Source organism: Calidithermus chliarophilus DSM 9957 (genome assembly GCF_000430045.1).
GTDB classification, from domain to species: domain Bacteria; phylum Deinococcota; class Deinococci; order Deinococcales; family Thermaceae; genus Calidithermus; species Calidithermus chliarophilus.
Genome location: NZ_KE387023.1, coordinates 620,904 through 638,559, shown reverse-complemented (window position 1 = coordinate 638,559; position 17,656 = coordinate 620,904). Strand labels below are relative to the sequence as shown.

The 17,656-nt window shown below is 70.5% G+C and carries 14 protein-coding genes; all 14 read left to right on the top strand.

From position 1 onward, the window contains the following. The first annotated feature begins 8 nt into the window (after positions 1–8). Positions 9–704: an N-acetylmannosamine-6-phosphate 2-epimerase gene (locus MEICH_RS0103110; protein WP_027891398.1), complete on the top strand. Its 696-nt coding sequence runs from the start codon at positions 9–11 to the stop codon at positions 702–704. A 165-nt stretch (positions 705–869) separates the two neighbouring features. Continuing rightward, positions 870–1,709 carry a MurR/RpiR family transcriptional regulator gene (locus tag MEICH_RS0103105; protein WP_027891397.1) on the top strand — a complete coding sequence of 280 codons (840 nt, stop codon included), beginning with the start codon at positions 870–872 and terminating at the stop codon, positions 1,707–1,709. Positions 1,710–1,756: 47 nt separating this feature from the next. Beyond that, positions 1,757–3,022 (top strand): ABC transporter substrate-binding protein, encoded by a 1,266-nt coding sequence (locus MEICH_RS0103100; protein ID WP_027891396.1) that lies wholly within the window; start codon positions 1,757–1,759, stop codon positions 3,020–3,022. Between the two features lie 194 nt (positions 3,023–3,216). Continuing rightward, complete coding sequence (locus MEICH_RS0103090) at positions 3,217–4,134, top strand: carbohydrate ABC transporter permease (protein ID WP_245587608.1); 918 nt, start codon at positions 3,217–3,219, stop codon at positions 4,132–4,134. Beyond that, positions 4,131–5,030, top strand: coding sequence for a carbohydrate ABC transporter permease (locus tag MEICH_RS0103085; RefSeq protein WP_051303869.1), 900 nt, complete (start codon positions 4,131–4,133; stop codon positions 5,028–5,030). Before MEICH_RS0103090 ends, MEICH_RS0103085 begins: the two co-directional genes overlap by 4 nt. 56 nt (positions 5,031–5,086) lie before the next feature. Next, complete coding sequence (locus MEICH_RS0103080) at positions 5,087–6,316, top strand: ABC transporter substrate-binding protein (protein ID WP_027891393.1); 1,230 nt, start codon at positions 5,087–5,089, stop codon at positions 6,314–6,316. A 44-nt stretch (positions 6,317–6,360) separates the two neighbouring features. Continuing rightward, positions 6,361–8,439, top strand: coding sequence for a glycoside hydrolase family 20 zincin-like fold domain-containing protein (locus tag MEICH_RS23375; RefSeq protein ID WP_174422429.1), 2,079 nt, complete (start codon positions 6,361–6,363; stop codon positions 8,437–8,439). Beyond that, on the top strand, positions 8,436–9,344 hold the full coding sequence (locus tag MEICH_RS0103070; RefSeq protein ID WP_027891392.1) for a carbohydrate ABC transporter permease: 909 nt from the start codon (positions 8,436–8,438) through the stop codon (positions 9,342–9,344). The genes MEICH_RS23375 and MEICH_RS0103070 overlap by 4 nt, the downstream gene beginning before the upstream one ends. Before the next feature lie 177 nt (positions 9,345–9,521). Next, positions 9,522–10,403, top strand: coding sequence for a carbohydrate ABC transporter permease (locus tag MEICH_RS0103065; RefSeq protein ID WP_027891391.1), 882 nt, complete (start codon positions 9,522–9,524; stop codon positions 10,401–10,403). Positions 10,404–10,425: 22 nt separating this feature from the next. Then, entirely contained in the window at positions 10,426–11,805 is a 1,380-nt protein-coding gene (locus MEICH_RS0103060; protein WP_051304192.1) for an FAD-dependent oxidoreductase, read from the top strand. Between the two features lie 103 nt (positions 11,806–11,908). Further along, a complete protein-coding gene (locus MEICH_RS0103055) occupies positions 11,909–13,426 on the top strand; it encodes a DUF4127 family protein (RefSeq protein ID WP_027891389.1) in 1,518 nt (505 codons plus the stop codon). 67 nt (positions 13,427–13,493) lie between these two features. Further along, positions 13,494–14,336 carry an ROK family protein gene (locus tag MEICH_RS0103050; protein WP_027891388.1) on the top strand — a complete coding sequence of 281 codons (843 nt, stop codon included), beginning with the start codon at positions 13,494–13,496 and terminating at the stop codon, positions 14,334–14,336. Continuing rightward, a complete protein-coding gene (locus tag MEICH_RS23370; RefSeq protein WP_027891387.1) occupies positions 14,333–15,706 on the top strand; it encodes a DUF885 domain-containing protein in 1,374 nt (457 codons plus the stop codon). Before MEICH_RS0103050 ends, MEICH_RS23370 begins: the two co-directional genes overlap by 4 nt. Next, a partial coding sequence (locus MEICH_RS29985) for a glycoside hydrolase family 38 N-terminal domain-containing protein (RefSeq protein ID WP_036218230.1) occupies positions 15,690–17,656 on the top strand: 1,967 nt, incomplete at its 3' end. The genes MEICH_RS23370 and MEICH_RS29985, both read left to right, overlap by 17 nt.

The following is a 17,656-nucleotide window of genomic DNA, read 5'->3' as shown; positions in this document are numbered from 1 at the left end:
AGCCACCCATGCCCAGGGACACGTCCGGCATCCCCCAACGCCTGCACGGCGGGCTCATCGCGTCCTGCCAGCCCGTGCGCGGCGGCCCCCTCGACCACCCCCACCTCGTCGCGGCGCTGGCCCAGGCCACCGAGGCCGGCGGCGCCGTGGCCCTGCGCATCGAGGGCCTGGCCGACCTCGAGGCCACCCGCGCCGTCACCCGGCTGCCCGTCATCGGCCTGGTCAAGAAGGAGGTGGAGGGCTCGCCCGTCTACATCACCCCCCACCTCGCCGACGTGGAGGCCCTGGCCCGCCGCGGCGCCGAGATCATCGCCTTCGACGCCACCCAGCGCCCCCGCCCGGTGCCGGTGGCCGACCTGATCGCGGCCGTCCACGCCCACGGCTGCTTAGCCATGGCCGACGTCTCCACCCTCGAGGAGGGCCTCGAGGCCCACCGCCTGGGAGCCGACTTCGTGGGCTCGACCCTCTCCGGCTACACCGACCACTCGCCCAAGCTCGCCGGCCCCGACCTCGAGCTCGTGCGCCAACTCGCCGCCCGCGGCGTGCGCACCATCGCCGAGGGGCGCATCGGCACCCCCCGAGACGCCCGGGCCGCGCTCGAGGCCGGCGCCTTCGCCGTGACCGTGGGCACCGCGCTCACCCGCATCGAGCTCCTGACGAAAGCCTTCGTGGACGCGCTGGCGGAGGGGAAGGTGGCGGGGTGAACACTGAACGCCCAACGCCGAACGCCCAACGCGAGAGGATCGTATGTCCTACGTCCTACACCAAGGCGGTGAAACGCAAGACGCCGTTTGATCACGGCTTCGGGCGTTTAGCGTTTAGCGTTGGGCGTTCGGCAGCTATCGGCTATCGGCGCACCGGAGGTGCCCGTGCCTAACGGCGCTTTAGCCTCCCTGCGCTCCGTGGGCAAGGGGCTCACCCCGGCGCTGCAGAAGATCGCCGAGTACGTGCGGGAGAACCCCGAGCAACTGCTCTACCAGACCGTGGTGGAGGTGGCCGAGGCTTCGGGGTCGTCGGAGGCGAGCGTGATCCGCTTCTGCCGCGACCTGGGCTTCAGCGGCTTCCAGGAGTTCAAGCTGGCGCTGGCCTCCGACCTCGCCGCCAACCCGGTGGGGCTCACGCCGCAGGAGAACCCCCGCACCGCGCCGGAGGTGCTCGAGTACGTCACCCACCACGCCCGCCAGGCGCTCGAGGACGCCGTGCGCATGCTCGACCTGGCGGCGGTGGAGGCCGTGGTCGAGCGCATCCTCGGCGCGAGGCGGCTGGAGTTCTACGGCGTGGGCGCTTCGGGCGTGACGGCGCTGGACTTCGCCTACAAGTTCCTGCGGCTGGGCTACATGGCGCAGGGCTACGCCGACCCCCACCTCGCGGCCATGTCGGCCAGCACCCTCGACGCGCAGGCGGTGGCAGTGGGCATCTCGCGCTCGGGCACCACCATCGACACCGTCAAGGCGCTCGAGCTCGCCCAGCAGGCCGGGGCCACCACCGTCGCCATCACCCACCGGGCCAAGAGCCCGCTGGCCCGCGCCGCCGCCTTCACCCTCACCACCCCCGTGGCCGAGTCGCCCCTCACCGGCGGCTCGGTGAGCGCCAAGATGGGGCAGCTCTTGCTGCTCGACCTGCTCTACACCCTGGTGGGGTTGCGCCACCCCCGCTCGTCGGAGCACATCGCCAAGACGGCGGCGGCGGTGGCCGACCGCAACTACTAGCCGTTGGCTTTTCGGGTTATGCCCGTAGGCACATTCAGGAGGAGGATATGGTCAAGAAGCTACTCGCAGCAGGGATGTTGGGCCTGGGGCTATTGGGCCTCGGCGGCATGGCCCAGCAGAGAACCGTGGAGATCGAGTTCTGGACGTATTACCTCAGCCCCAACTTCGACAACTACATCAAGGGGGTGATCGCCGACTTCGAGAAGGCCAACCCCACCGTCAAGGTCAAGTGGGTCGACAAGCAGGACACCATGGAGCGCGACCTCACCGCCGCGATCGCGCTGGGCAAGGCCCCCGACGTGGTCAACCTCTGGCAAGACTCCACCTTCGCCGCCGCGCAGAACGGGCTGCTGACCCCGCTCACCGAGCTCACCACCCAGGCCGCGCTCGAGAACGCCTACTACCCCAACGTGCTCAGCATCTTCACCGTCGACGGCAAGCCCTACGGCTACCCCTGGTACGGCTGGGTGGACCAGGGCGTGATGATGTACAACCCCGAGCTCCTCGCCAAGGCCGGCGTGGACCCCAACGGCATCAAGACCACCGACGACCTGCTCGCCGCCTCGGAGAAGATCAAGAAGGCCACCGGGGCCTACGGCTGGCTGCCCCCGGTCAAGGATCCCAACGGCGCGAGCTTCCTGGGCCGCTTCTTCCTCGAGGGCCTGTCGATCTACGACGCGCAGGGCAAGGCCAACTTCAACTCCGCCGCCCACGTGGCGCTCTTGCAGAAGTACGTCGACCTCATGAAGGCCGACGTGATCCCGCAGGAGCTCTTGCGCAAGGAGGCCTTCCAGCTCACCAACGAGCTCTACAGCCAGGGCAAGGTCGCCATCATGATCGGCGGGCCGCAGTCGCTCAACCGCGTCAAGGAGTCCAACCCCGACCTCTACAAGAAGACCAAGGTCGTCGCCGCGCCCTTGGGCGCCGCCAAGCTCCAGACCGGCGGGGCCATGGACCTCGTCATCCCCAAGGCCTCGACCAAGAAGCGCGAGGCCGCCCTCTTCGCCAGCTTCATGACCAGCCGCGCCAACCAGGTCAAGTTCGCCAACGTGGTGCCCATCGTCTCGACGGCGCGCGGCTCGGAGAACGACCCCAACCTCAGGCCCAAAGACCCCAACGACCCCATCGAGGTCGCCAAGGGCATGGTCTCGGGCTCGGGCCGCTTCATCAACCCCGGCTTCAAGCCCCCGAAGAACACCGACGACATCTTCAAGAACTTCAACGACAACATCGAGGCCGCCTTCCTGGGCCGCAAGAGCGCCAAGCAGGCCCTCGACGACGCGGTGACCTTCTGGAACGCGAATGCTAAGTAGACGCCGATAGCCGGTAGCCGGTAGCCCGTAGCGAGAGGGGAGATTTTGGCTATGGGCTACCGGCCATCCGCCAGGGAACTTATGACTCCGGTCCTTCACCTGCCTCGCAGGGCCCCCGTTCGGGCGCGGTCCGCCGCAGAAATACCCCAAATGTTCGAAGGCGTCCTTTCGGTAACAGGCCAAACGGGGTGCACGTGAAACGCCGAGCCCTGACCACTGCCCTCATCGCCTACGCGTTTTTGGCGCCTGCGCTGGTGCTGATGGGGTTGTTCACCTTCTACCCCGTGATCTACGGGGCCTTTTTAGGCTTCACCGACTACACCATCGCCGACCTCGCCGCCAAGGAGCCGCCCCGGTGGGTGGGCTTCGCCAACTTCGCGCAGGTGCTGGGCGACCCGCTGTTCCAGACGGGGGTCTGGAACTCGCTCAAGTACCTGCTGGTGGTGCCGGTGCTGCAGGTCGCGGCGCTGGCGGTGGCGGTGCTGGTCAACCAGAAGCTGCCCCTGATGGGGCTTTTCCGCACCAGCTACTACGTGCCGGTCGTGACCTCGATCGCGCTGGCGGCGGTGATGTGGGACTGGATTTTCCAGAAGGACGGCTTTCTCAACTGGTCGCTGCGGCTGCTGCACCTCATCAACTGGGAGGGGCGCTTTAGCTGGCTGCTCAACGAGCACACCGCGCTGTGGGCGATCATGCTGGTGACCTTCTGGCGCGGCTTCGGCTACTACATGGTGCTCTACCTCGCGGGCTTGCAGAGCATCCCGGCGGAGCTCGAGGAGGCCGCGGTGCTCGACGGGGCGGGCGCCTGGCAGCGCTTCTGGCGCATCACGGTGCCGCTGATGAAGCCCACGCTGCTGCTGTGCAGCCTGCTGTCGACCATCGCGGCGATCCGGGTGCTCGAGGAGATCATCGTCTTCACCGGCGGCAGCGGCGGGCCGCTCAACTCCACCTACACCGCGCTGCTGTACGTCTACAACAAGAGCTGGGGCAACATGCTCGACGCCAACTTCGGCGTGGCCGGGGCGGCCGGGCTCCTGATCGCGCTGGTGGGCTTCGCTCTGAGCTACCTCAACTTCTACCTCACCCGCGAGGAGAGGGGGGGACGGGCGTGAGGCAGGAGGTCGCCGGGCTGTCCAAAGCCGCGGGGGCCGGGCGCCTGCGCCGCCCCCGGTGGCGCCGCCTCGTGGCGCGGGTGCTCAACTACGCGCTGCTGCTGGCGATCTTCGCCTTCGCGGTGTTCCCCTTCCTCTGGACGCTGGCCATCGCCATCACCGACAAGACCGTGGTCGGGGGCACCAGCATCTACGCCTTCCCCCAGAGCCTCTTCCCCAAGGCACTCACGCTGGGCAACTTCCTCGAGGTCGTCGAGAAGCTCAACCTGGGCAAGTACTTCCTCAACTCGGTCGTCATCACCGGCCTCACCGTGCTGGGCACGCTGCTGGTCTCGGCGCTGGCGGCCTACCCCCTGGCGCGCATGAGCTTCCCCGGCCGCAACCTCATCTTCGGGGCCGTCGTCTCGACGCTGGTGCTGCCCACCGAGATCGCCTTCATCGTCAACGTGCTCACCCTGCGCGACCTGGGCCTGCTGGGCACCTACCTGGGGGTGGTGCTGCCCACGGTGGCGACCGCCTTCGGCATCTTCCTCATGCGCCAGGCTTACCTCGCCATCCCCAGCACCCTGATGGAGGCCGCCCGCATCGACGGGGCCACCGAGGCGCAGATCCTGTGGCGCGTCATGGTGCCCCTGTCGCTGCCCTCGCTCACGGCGCTGGGCATCTTCACGCTGGTGGGCACCTGGAACGCCTACTTCTGGCCCAGCGTGGCCCTGCTGACCAACGACGACCTGCTGCCGATGTCGGTGGCGATCCTCAAGCTCAAGGGGCAGTTTAACTACGACTCCTTTAACGTCGCCGCCGGAGCGATGATCATGATGATCCCGGTGCTCGTGGTCTTCCTCCTCGCCCAGCGCTTCTTCATGCGGGGCACGGAGGGGGCGGTGAAGGGGTAGCCAAGGGGCCTTTCGCCGGTGTCCGGCTTTCGAGGCAGTACAAGGAGGAAAGAACCATGCTCAAACGTTTCCTGACCATCGGCACCCTGCTCACGCTGGGGCTGTCGAGCGCGCAGCAGCTCGAGTTCGTCACCACCAGCCTCGCGCCCACCTTCAACGACTTCTTCGAGCCGCTGGTGGCGCGCTTCGAGCGGGCCAACGCCGGGGTCAAGCTCAAGTGGACTGACCTGCCGCAGAACGCCATCCAGCAGAAGATCCTCGCGGGCATCGCCGCGGGCAACCCCCCGGACGCGGTGCAGCTCAACTCGAGCCAGATCCTCGAGCTCGCCCAGCAGGGCGCCCTGCTGCCGCTGAACGACCTGCTCGACGCCGCCACGCTGCGGAACTACCAGAAGACCGCGCTCGACGCCTTCACCTACGAGGGCAAGGTCTACGGCCTGCCCGACTACGCTTCGACCCGCATCGTCGCCTTCAACGGCGACATCCTGCGCAAGGCGGGCCTCGACCCCAACAACCCGCCCAAGACCATCCCCGGCATCATCGAGTGGGCCAGGACCATCAAGGACAAGACCGGCGTCTACGGCTTCGCCCCGCTCATCGCCAACGTGGACTTCCTCAAGGCCTTCCAGGAGGCCGGGCTGCCCATCTTCGACGCCGCCCGCAAGAAGGCGGTGTTCAACTCCCCGGCGCACGTGGCGCTTTTGCAGCAGTACGTCGAATTGCGCAAGAAGGACTACTTCCCCGAGGACGTGATGCGCCGGGGCTTCACCGCCGCCTACGAGCTCTACACCGCCGGCAAGCTGGGCATCATCATCATCGGCCCGCAGTTCATGCCGCGGCTCGAGAAGGACAACAACGCCGTCTGGAAGGCCACCGTGGTGGCCCCGCACCCCATCGGCCCCGGGCAGGTGGTGCAGGCGAGCACCTTCGCCTACGCGGTGCCCAAGGGCGTGCGCGACCCCAAGCGCTCGGCGCAGCTCGCCGCCTGGCTGACCAACGACGACAACCAGCTCGCCTTCTCCAAGCGCACCGGCACCACCTTCCCCACCACCGTCAAGGCCGCCAACGACCCCTTCTTCCGCTCCGGCGGCAGCAGCGTCAATGACCTCGCCCGCCTGGCCGCCGCCAAGACCATGCGCTACGGCCGCGACCTGACCGTGCCGGTGCCCAACGCCGCCGCGCTCAACAAGGCCTTCAAGGACAACATCGAGGCCGCCATCTTCGGCCAGAAGAGCGCCAAGGCCGCCCTCGACGAGATCGTCAAGTTCTGGAACGCCAACCTTTAGCCCCTCCCGCGGGGGCGGCGCGCGCCGCCCCCGCACAACACCCGATGAGACTTTCCCGCCGAACCCCCTTTTTGCTCCCCCTCGCCGCATTCCTGGCCGCTTTCCCCGCCTTCGCCGCCCCCCTCACCCTCACCCCCGTCCCCGACGCCTACCAGGGCAGCGCCCCCTCCGCCCTGCTGCCCCCGCCCCAGGAGGCCCGCCTTTCCGAGGCCTTCCTGCCGCTCGAGGGCCTCGCCGCCCGCGCCGAGGGCCCCCAGCCCGAGCTGCAGTGGGCCCTGCGCGACCTCAGCCGCGAGGTGCAGGCCCGCTTCGGCCGCGGCCTGCTCACGGAGGGCGCTAGGTGGGTGCGGGTGGGGACGCTCGAGAACCTCGAGCTCGCCCAGGCCGCCCGTGAGCGCGGCCTCACCCCCGACAAGCCCGAGGGCTACGCCCTGTGGGTCGAGGAGGGCGGCGCGGCGGTGGTGGGCTTCGACGCGCTGGGCGCCTACCGCGGCGCGCAAACCCTGCGCCAGTTGCTCACCCCCCAGGGCTTTCGCCACGCCCAGGTGCGCGACTGGCCCGCCTTCGGCTGGCGCATGGCCATGATCTACCTCGACAAGGACTCCCGCGCCATCAACGACGTGCTGGTGCCCCTGCTCGCCAAGCTCAAGTACAGCCACGTGCTGGTGATGAGCGACTACGTGCAGTGGAACAGCAGCCGCGCCGTCTGGCACCCGAGCGGAGCACCCAGGGCCGAGGCCGAGCGGGTGGCGCGGCTCATCCGCGAGCACGGCATGGAGCCCATCCCCCTCCTCGAGCTGCTGAGCCACGCCCAGTGGCTGTTCTACAACCCCCAGACCGGCCGCTACGACGGCAACAAGGACCTCTGGGCCGACCCCGAGGCCCCCAACCCCTACGCCTACGACCCGCTGGTGCCCCGCGTCTACGAGGTGGTGCTGCCCATCCTCAGCGAGGCGGTGGAGGTCTTCAAGCCCAGGTACGTCCACGTCGGGCACGACGAGCTGACCGCCCAGAACCGCTTCCCCGCCAAGCCCGAGGCGCAGGCGGTGGGGCTGCCCAAGCTCTTCGTCGACGACACCCTGCGGCTGTACAACCACCTCAAGGGCCTGGGCGTGGGCACCATGATCTGGCACGACGTGGCCTTCGCCGACGCCTACCGCGACCAGATCGCCCCCGCCCTGCCCAAGGACGTCGTGGTGACCTACTGGAACTACAGCGCCGCCGCCGACTACCCGCCCCTGGCGGCTATCCGGGGCCTGGGCTTCGGGGTGCTGGGCTCTTCCTGGTACAACCCCGGCAACCCCGAGAGCATGGCCCAGGCCGCCCTGCGCCACGGCGCGAGCGGGGTGCTCCAGACCCGCTGGTCGGGCTACTTCGGCAACGCCACCATGTACGACGGGCAGGCCGAGCAGGCCGTGGCCTACTTCAACGCCGCCGGCGCCTTCTGGAACCCCCAGGCCCCCGCCGCCCCCGACGACCTCGCCGCCCGCTACCGCCACGCCTGGCGGGTGCCGCCCTTCACGCCCATCGCCGGGCAGCTCGTCGACCTCGGCCCGGCCGTCACCCGCCGCCTCGCCGACCCCGACGAGACCCAGTGGATCCAGAAAGGCCCCAGCACCGACCTCTCGGCCCTGCCGACCGGGGTGGTGCGGCTGGGCCCCTACCGCTTCCACGTCTCGGGCGCGGTGATGCTCAAGGGGGCCCGCGCGGCGGCCGCCGACCTGCCCCAGAGCGTGACCCTCGAGCTCGGCGGGGTCAAGGCGCGTGCCTTGGCCTTCCTGCACACCACCGGCTGGATCGGCAGCCAGCGCTACGAGCGCGTCGGCAGCTACACCCTCACCTACGCCGACGGCTCGAGGGCCACGCTGGCGCTGGAGTACGGCCGCCACCTCACGAGCTGGCTCGAGCCCCAGGTGCGCACGGTGATCTACGAGCCGGTGTGGCGCGGCAAGACCGCCGACGGGCTCGACGCGGGGCTCAACGCCCTCGTGTGGAACAACCCCAAGCCCGAGCTGCCCATCCAGAGCCTCACCCTCGAGTCCAGCGGCGCCGCCGCCAACCCCACGCTCGTCGGGCTGACCCTGCTCGAGCGCTCCCCCAACGGCGCGGAGGCCCCCCGGTGAACGCCCGCCTGCTGCGCACCCTGGCCATCGCCTACGGCTTCATGCTGCCGATGCTGGCGCTGAAGGCGGTCTACACCTTCTGGCCCATCCTCTTCGGCACCTACTTAGCCTTCACCGAGTACAACATCATCTCCCCGCCCCGGTGGGTGGGCCTGAGGAATTTCGAGGAGCTCTTCGGGCTGGGCGCCTTCGCCGGGCGCGGCCCCGACCGCGACTTCTGGTACGGCCTGACCAACAGCGTCAAGTACGTGCTGGTGGTGCCCGTCATCCAGATCCTCTCCATCGGGCTGGCGATGCTGGTCAACCGCCAGCTCCCCGCCATCAGCCTCTTCCGCACCGCCTACTACGTGCCGGTGGTGACCAGCTTCGCGGTGGTCGGCCTGATGTGGAACTGGATGTACAACCAGTACGGCCCGGTCAACTTCATCCTCACCCGGCTGGGCCTGATGAACCCCGACAACCCCACCAACCTCCTCGCCAACCCCCACCTCGCCCTCTACGCCGTGATGTTCGTGACCATCTGGAAGGGCCTGGGCTACTACATGGTGCTCTACCTCGCGGGGTTGCAGAGCATCGACAAGAGCCTCGAGGAGGCCGCCGTGATCGACGGGGCGGGCCGCTGGCAGGTCTTCTGGAACATCACCCTGCCGGGCCTGCGCCCGACCATCCTGGTGTGCAGCCTGCTCTCGACCATCAGCGCCATCAAGGTCTTCGAGGAGATCTTCGTCATGACCTCCGGCGGCCCGGCGGGCAGCACCTACACCGCCATGTACTTCGTCTATGCCCAGGCCTTCCAGGACTTCCGCTACGGCTACGCCGCCGCCGCGGGCCTGGTGATCGCGGCGGTGAGCCTGATCTTCGGGGTGATCAACTTCCGGCTGACTCGAGGGGGGAGTAGCTCGTGAACGCCGAACGCCCAACGCCGAACGCCCAACGCCGAACGCAAGCCGCAAAACGCCAGACGCCAGACGCGGGACGCGAGACGCCGTTCGACCGTGGTTCTGGGCGTTTGGCGTTTAGCGTCCGGCGTTCGGCAGCCCTTGGCTATCGGCTATCGGCTATCGGCCTGCCCGGAGGGCGCCGTGCCTGACCTCGAGCTCCAGCGCATCCGCGCCCGCAAGCGCCTCCGCGTGCTGCTCGAGCGCGTGCTGATCTACCTGCTGCTGCTGCTGATCCTGGTGGTCAGCGTCTACCCCTTCGTCTGGACCTTCGTGACCTCGCTCGAGACCTCGGGCGGCATCTTCGAGTTCCCGCCCTCGCTGGTGCCCACCGACCCCAGCCTGCGCAACTACAAGGAGGTCTTCTCGCTGGTGCCGGTGGCCCGGCAGGTGCTCAACAGCCTTCTCCTGTGCGTGTTCGGGGTGGGCCTGAGCGTGGCCTTCTGCGCGCTGGCGGCCTACCCGCTGGCCAAGATGAACTTCCCCGGGCGCAACTTCGTCTTCTACGCCATCCTGGCGACCCTGGTGCTGCCCAACGAGGCGGGTCTGATCGTCAACTACGTGACCACGGTCAAGCTGGGCCTGCTGCGCCCCGAGACCGGCGCGGTGGGGCAGTTCGCCGCCATCATCCTGCCCGCCCTGCCCAGCACGGTGGGGCTGTTCCTGCTGCGCCAGGCCTACCTGGCGGTGCCGCTGGAGCTCATCGAGGCCGCCCGCATCGACGGGGCCAGCGAGCTGACCATCTGGCGGCGGGTGATGCTACCCCTGACCATGCCCACCATCGCCGCCTTCAGCATCCTGCAGTTCGTGGCGATCTGGAACAGCTTCCTGTGGGCCGTGATCGTGCTGCGCGACCGCGAGCTCTACCCGCTGGCGGCCGGGCTGCTCGACCTGGCGGGGGCCTTCGCCACCAACACCCGCGCCGTCTCGGCGGGGGCGATCATCCAGATCATCCCCATCCTGATCATCTTCTTCGTCTTCCAGCGCTACTTCATGCGGGGGCTCGAGGGGGCCGTGAAAGGCTGAAGCCCCCCTTTACGTGAACGCCATGCAGACCGTGAATCTACCCATCCATACCGAAGCCCGCACCTGGGACGTGATCGTCGTGGGGGGCGGCACGGCGGGCGCGATCGCCGCCATCGCCGCCGCCCGGGCCGGGGCCCGGACCCTCGTCGTCGAGGCCCTGGGCTCGCTGGGCGGCACCGGCACCAACGCCCAGGTCACGCCCCTCATGCGCAACGTCGCGGCGGGGGTCAACCTCAACCGGGGCCTCACCGACGAGCTCAAGCGCCGCTTGTGCGAGCGCGGCGACGGGGCCACCGACCGGGGCGGCAACGACAACTGGTTCAACCCCGAGGGGATGAAGTACGTGCTCGAGCGCATGCTCGTCGAGTCGGGCGGGGAAATCCTCTACCACACCCACTTCGTCGCGCCCGAGCTGGAGGGCGGGCGCGTGCGGGCCGTCGTGGTGCACAACAAGGACGGGCTGGTGCGGCTGGCGGCCCACACCTACGTGGACGCCACCGGCGACGCCGACCTGGCGGTGCGGGCGGGGGCGCCCTTCGAGGCGGGGGAGGCCGAGAGCGGGCTGCACCAGGCCATGAGCCTGCGCTTCATGCTGGGCGGGGTGGACGGCGAGCGGCTGTGCGCCTTCCTGGCCCGCCACGGCCAGCCGCAGGAGAGCCCCCGTTTCATGCACTTCTGGATGGTGTGGGGCAAGAAGTCGAGCCTCGAGCCCCTCTTCCGCCGGGGGGTCGAGGAGGGGCTCTTGCTCGAGCGCGACGGCGACTACTTCCAGGGCTTCAGCGTGCCGGGGCAGCCCGGGGTGATCTCCTTCAACTGCCCGCGCCTGGCCGCCGAGCTCAACGACGGGGCCGACGCCTGGACGCTGAGCCGGGCCCAGGTGGACGGCAAGGAGGCCATCGACCGCCTGCTGCGCTTCCTGCGGGCCACCTTCGAGGGCTGCGAGAACGCCTTCATCGCCTCCTACGCCCCCATGGTGGGGGTGCGCGAGACCCGGCGCATCGTGGGGGAGTACGTGCTGACGCTGGAGGACATCCTCTACTGCAAGACCTTCCCCGACGCCGTCTGCCGCAACCACTACCCCGTGGACATCCACACCCCGCGCGGCCAGAAGCTCTACCACGAGCGCTCGGGCGACCTGCCCTACTTCAAGCCCGACGCCTTCCACGAGATCCCCTACCGCAGCCTGATCCCGCTGGGGCTTTCCAACGTGCTGGTGCCGGGTCGCTGCGCCAGCGCCACCTTCGAGGCCCAGAGCGCCATCCGGGTGCAGCAGAACTGCCACTCGATGGGCGAGGCCGCGGGGGTAGCGGCGGCGTGGTGCGCGGCGCGGGACGTGGGGGTGCGCGAGATTGACGGGGTCGAGTTGCGCGAGGCCCTGCGGCGGCAGGGGGCCAACCTGTGAGGGCGAACCCTAACCCTGTAGGGACGACGCGCGCGTCGTCCCTACGAACGACCATTCAACACGGCCCCCTGGGCTGGGACACCGACGAGGAGAATCCCTACCGATGAAGCGCGTGCTGCTGTTGCCCTGTGACACCCGCCCGCCCACCCTCGAGCTCCCCCACCAGCTCGCGCGGGTGGCCGGGGTCGAGCTGCTTTCGCCCCCGCTCGAGCTGCTCAACGACCTCAACCGGCCCGCCGACACCGCGCGAATCGCCGGCTGGCTGCGCGAGCACGCCCCCGCCGCCGACGTGGCCGTCGTCACCCTCGAGACCCTCGCCCTGGGCGGCATGATCCCGGCCCGCCGGGTGTCGGACTCGCTCGAGGCGGCGCTGGGGCGGCTCGAGGTGCTGCGCGAGGTGAAGCGGGACAACCCCCGGCTGCGCCTGCTGGCCTACGGCGTGATCGTGCGGGTGGCCCACGACAACGACCCGCTCGAGGAGAAGCCCTACTACGGCGAGTGGGGCGCCGCGCTGCGCCGGGTGTCGGAGTGGACGGACCGGGTGGAGCGCGGGGCCGACCCCGGCGAGCTCGAGGAGGCCCGCAAGGCGGTGCCCGCCGAGGTGCTGGGGGACTGGCTTTCCACCCGCGAGCGCAACCACGCCCTGCACCAGGCGGCCATCGGCCTGCTGCAGGAGGGGGTGCTCGAGCACCTGTGCCTCACCCTCGACGACACCACCCCCTACGGGCTGGCCGCGCGCGACCGGCGGCGGCTCGAGGCCCGCCTCGACGCGCTCTCCCTGTGGAACCGGGCCGACGTGTACCCCGGCGCCGACGAGGTGGCGGCGGTGCTGCTGGCGCGGGCTTTGGTCAACGGCTCGGGCCGCAAGCCCCGCGTCTGGGTGCGCTACCCCTCGGCCCTGGCCCCCCACAGCGTGATGCTCTACGAGGACCGCGTGCTGGGTGAGCTGGTCAAGGCCCACCTGCGGGCGGCGGGCTGCGTGGCGGCCCCTACGCCCGAGGACGCCGACCTGATCCTGGCCGTCAACGCCCCCTCCCACCGGCAGGCCCACCGCCAGCCCGACCTCGAGGTGGTGGACACCGCCAACCGCCACCTGCCCGAGTTCGTCGAGCGCGTCGCCGAAGACCTGGGGGCGGGCCGCAGGGTCGCCGTAGCCGACGTGGCCTACGCCAACGGGGCCGAGGAGCGCTTCACCCGGCTGCTGCTGGACGCCGTGGACGTGACCCGCCTCGCCGGGTACGCGGCCTGGAACACGGCGGGGAACACGCTGGGCAGCGCCATCGCCTGTGGGGTTTGCGCCCTCTACGGGGGCGACCCCGTGGCCCTGGCCGAGGCCAACCTCTCGAGGCTCGCCGACGACTGGCTCTACCAGGGCCGCGTGCGCGGCGAGGTGCGCGAGGCGCTCTCCAACCCCAGCCCCTTCGACCTGGGCGAGCTCAAGCCCCGCGCCGAGGCCGAAGTCGAGGCCCGCATGGCCCCCTTGGTCGAGGAGCTGTGGGCGCGGCACTTCGCCCCGCGGCTGCCGGGGGTGCGGCTCGAGCGCGGGCCCGCCTCGCTGGCCTGGCCCCGGCTGTTCACCGGCGTCTTCCCCTTGCGGCTCATCCGGGAGAATGGGGCATGAAGCACGAGGACTTCAGCGTCATGAAGCGCAAGGACTCCAGCCCCCTGAAGCACGAGGACTCCAGCCTATGATCGTGGCGCTCGACATCGGGGGAACTAAGCTGGCGGCGGCGCGGGTGGAGGGGGGGCGGGTGCTGGAGCGGCTCGAGGCCCCCACCCCCACCCACGACCGGGGCCCCGAGGCGGTGACGCGGGCCGCGCTGGAGCTGCTGCGCCCGCTCTTGCCGGGGGCTAGGGCCCTGGGCGTGGCCGCCACCGGGGGCGTGGCCGAGGGCAAGGTCACCGCGCTCAACGCCGACACCCTGCAGGGCTGGCACGCCTACGACCTGCAGGGCGCCCTGCACGAGGCCACCGGGCTGCCCACGGCGGTCGTCAACGACGCCGACGCGGCGGCCTGGGGCGAGGCGGCCTACGGGGCCGGGCGTGGGGTGGAGAACTTCATCTTCGTGACGGTCTCGACCGGCGTGGGCAGTGGGCTGGTGCTGGGCGGCAGGCTCTACCTCAGCCGCCACGGCCTGCACGCCGAGATGGGCTACATGCGGGCGCCGGACGGCACCCCGCTCGAGCTCGTCGCCTCCGGCGGCGCCCTGGACCGCTGGGCGCGGGAGCGCGGCTGGGAGGGGGCGCGGGAGGTGGTCCGGCGGGCCGCCGCCGACCCCGCCGCCGAGGCCAAGCTGACCGAGAGCGCGGGCCTGGTGGCCGACAAGCTGGCCGACCTCAAGGTGATGCTGGGCCTCGAGCGCGCCGTGATCGGCGGGGGGTTGGGGCTCTCGGCGGGCTACCTCGAGCGGGTGCGGGCCGCGCTGGGCCGCCTGGACCCGCTGTACGCGCTCGAGGTGCTCCCCGCCGCGCTGGGCGCGGACGCGGGCTTGATCGGGGCGGCCGACTGGGCCGGGAGGACTTCGCAATGACCGACGTGGCACGGCACTACATCGAACTGGCGCACGGCATCGAGCAGCACTTCCCGGGCTACATCGACGCCTATTTCGGCCCCGAGGACTGGAAGCCCGAGGCCATGCTGCCGCTGGCGGAGCTGGCGCGGCAGGCCGAGGAGCTGGCCCGGGCGGTGGAGGGCCTGGGGCCCGGACCGCGCCGCGCCTGGCTAAAGGCGCAGGTCGCGGCCATGCAGACCACCCTGGCGCTGTTGCAGGGCGAGGCGCTGCCCTACCGCGAGGAGGTGCGGCGGCTGTACGGCGTGGAGGCCGAGGCGGTGCCCGAGTCCCGCTTCGAGGAGGCCATCGCCGGCCTGGAGGACGTGCTGCCGGGCCAGGGGCCGGTTCCCGAGCGCCTGGAGGCCTTCCGACAGCGCTTCGTGGTGCCGCGTGAGCGGGTGGGGGAGGTGCTGGGGATTTTGCTCGAGCGCCTGGGCGAGCGGGTGCGCGGGCGCTACGGGCTGCCGAGGGAGGAGTCGTTCACGGTGGAGCTGGTCAGGGAGCAGCCCTGGGGGGCCTACAACTGGTACCTGGGCGGCTACCGCTCGCGCATCGACCTCAACACCGACCTCCCCACCCACCTCTATTCCCTCCCCGACACCATGGCCCACGAGGGCTACCCCGGCCACCACACCGAGCACGTGCTCAAGGAGCTGCGCCTGTACCGCGAGCAGGGCCACGCCGAGGCCTCGATCCTGCTCATCAACTCCCCCGAGTGCGTGATCTCCGAGGGGATCGCGGTCAAGGCCCGCGCGATGGTGCTCCCGGAGGCCGAGGAGGCACAGTGGCTGCTCGAGCTCGCCGGGTACCTGGGCCTGGGCGTGGGCCGTGCCGAGGTCGAGGCCATGCAGGCGGCGGTGCGGCAGCAGCGCACCCTCAAGCACGTCTCGGGCAACGCGGCGCTGCTGCTGCACGAGGAGAAGCGCCCCGAGGCCGAGGTGCTGGGCTACCTCCGGCGCTACGCCCTCGCCACGCCCGAGCGCGCCCGCAAGAGCCTCGAGTTCATCACCAACCCCACCTGGCGCTCCTACATCTTCACCTACACCGCCGGGGGCGACCTGCTGGACGAGCTGTTCCGGGTGCGGGGGCAGATTCCCTCCGGGACGGACCGCGGTCCGTACGCCAGCGGGCAGATTCCCTCCGGGACGGACAATCGTCCGTACGCCAGCGGGCAGATTCCCTCCGGGACGGACAATCGTCCGTACGCCAGTAGGCAGATTCCCTCTGGGACGGCGGCGGAGCCGCCGTACGCCGAGGCCTGGTTCCGCCGCCTGCTCGAGGAGCCCGTCACGCCCGGCATGGTGCGGGCCTGGATCGAGGGGAAGGAAGACTATGAAGCAGGAGTTTGAACGGCTGCGGGCACGGCTGCAGGAGCTATCGGCCTGGAGCGACCTCGAGACCTTCCCGCTGGAGTGCGAGTTCCGCGCCCCCAACACCGACTGGCTGCCGCTGGAGGTGGGGCAGGAGTGGCCCAGCCGGGCCTTCCCCGCCGAGATGATCTTCAGCGGCCACGTGCCCAGCGCCTGGGCCGGCAAGCCGGTGTGGGTGCGGCTGAACGTGGGCGGGGAGGGACTCCTGACCCTCGACGGCAAGGCCCTGGGCGGGCTCAACCCCTTCCACCGCGAGTACCCGCTGCTCGAGGCCGCTAGGGGCGCCGAGGTGGTGGCGCTGGAGGTCGAGGCGGTGCCCAGGGGCCTCTTCGGCAGCCCGGTGCCCCACCCCCGGCTCGAGGAGGCCCGGCTCTTCCTCCCCGACCTCCAGGTGCGGGCGCTGCACACCGACTTAGCCTGCGCCCTGGACGCGGCCCAGCAGGTCCAGCCCGACGTGGCCCAGCTCCTGCTCGACGCCCTTTCCGAGACCTTCGCCCTCGTCCGGCTGCCGCGCGGCCCGGCCCAGGCCTACCTCGAGCAGCTCGAGCGCTCGAGCTGGTCGGGGATGACCGCGCAGCTGTGGGAGGAGTGGAAGTTCGACGGCCCCGGCCTGGCGCTGGGCCCGGAGCACCGCGCCAGCCTGGAGGCGGCGCGGGCCCACCTCGCGCGTCGGCTCGAGGCCATCCGGGAACGCTACCCATCGGCGGGCCGCCTGCTCATGAGTGGCCACGCCCACATCGACCTGGCCTGGCTGTGGCCGGTAGCCGAGACCCGGCGCAAGGTCCGGCGCACCTTCGCCACCGTGCTGCACCTGATGGAGCGCTACCCCGAGCTGTGCTTCAACCAGTCCAGCGCCCAGGCCTACGCCTGGCTCGAGGCCGACGACCCCGAGCTGTTCGAAGAGGTCAGGAAGCGGGTGCAGGAGGGCCGCTGGGAGCTGGTGGGCGGGACGTGGGTCGAGCCCGACGGCAATTTGCTCTCGGGCGAGTCCTGGGCGCGGCAGCTCCTCTACGGGCAGGGCTACTTCCAGCAGAAGTTCGGGCGGCGGGCCTCGGTGGCCTGGCTGCCCGACACCTTCGGCTTCGCCGCCAACCTGCCGCAGGTCCTGAGCCAGGGCGGGCTGCCCTACTTCTTCACCACCAAGCTCAATTGGAACGAGACCAACGCCTTCCCCCACGACCTATGGCAGTGGGAGGGCCTCGACGGCACGCGGGTGCTGGCCCACGGCTTCTGGAACCCCAACGAGAGCTACAACGGGCGGCTCGAGGCCAAGGACCTCGCGGGCACCTGGCACAACTTCAAGGGCAAGCGCTACCACCCCGCCACCCTCTACGCCTTCGGCTACGGCGACGGCGGGGGCGGCCCCAGCGCCGAGATGCTCGAGCGCTACGCCCGCTACCGCGCCTTTCCGGGGCTGCCCAGGGCCGAGATCGGGCGGGTGGAGGGCTTCTACGAAGCCGTCGAACGCCGAACGCCGAACGCCGAACGCCAGGAGGGCGGGAAGCAGCAAAGGCCCTTGGCTATCGACCATCGACCATCGACCATCGACGCCCCACCGCCCTCGGCCCTGCCTGTGTGGGTGGGGGAGATGTACCTCGAGCTGCACCGGGCCACCTACACCACCCAGGCCGAGGTCAAGCGGCTCAACCGGCGGCTCGAGCACGCCTTGGTCGAGGCCGAGGCGGCGCTGGTGCTGGCGGAGCGGGCCGGGCTGGGCGGAGCGGGCGAGGAGTGGGAGGCGCTCGAGGGGGCCTGGAAGGCGCTGCTGCTGGGCCAGTTCCACGACGTCCTGCCGGGCTCGGGGGTGCACAGCGTGCCCAAGGACGCCCAGGAGAGCCTGTCCCAGGCGCTGGCGGTGGCCGAGGGGCTGCGGCGGCGGGCGCTCGAGCGCCTCAGCGCCGGCGTCGCCGCCCCCCACCCCGAGGCCGC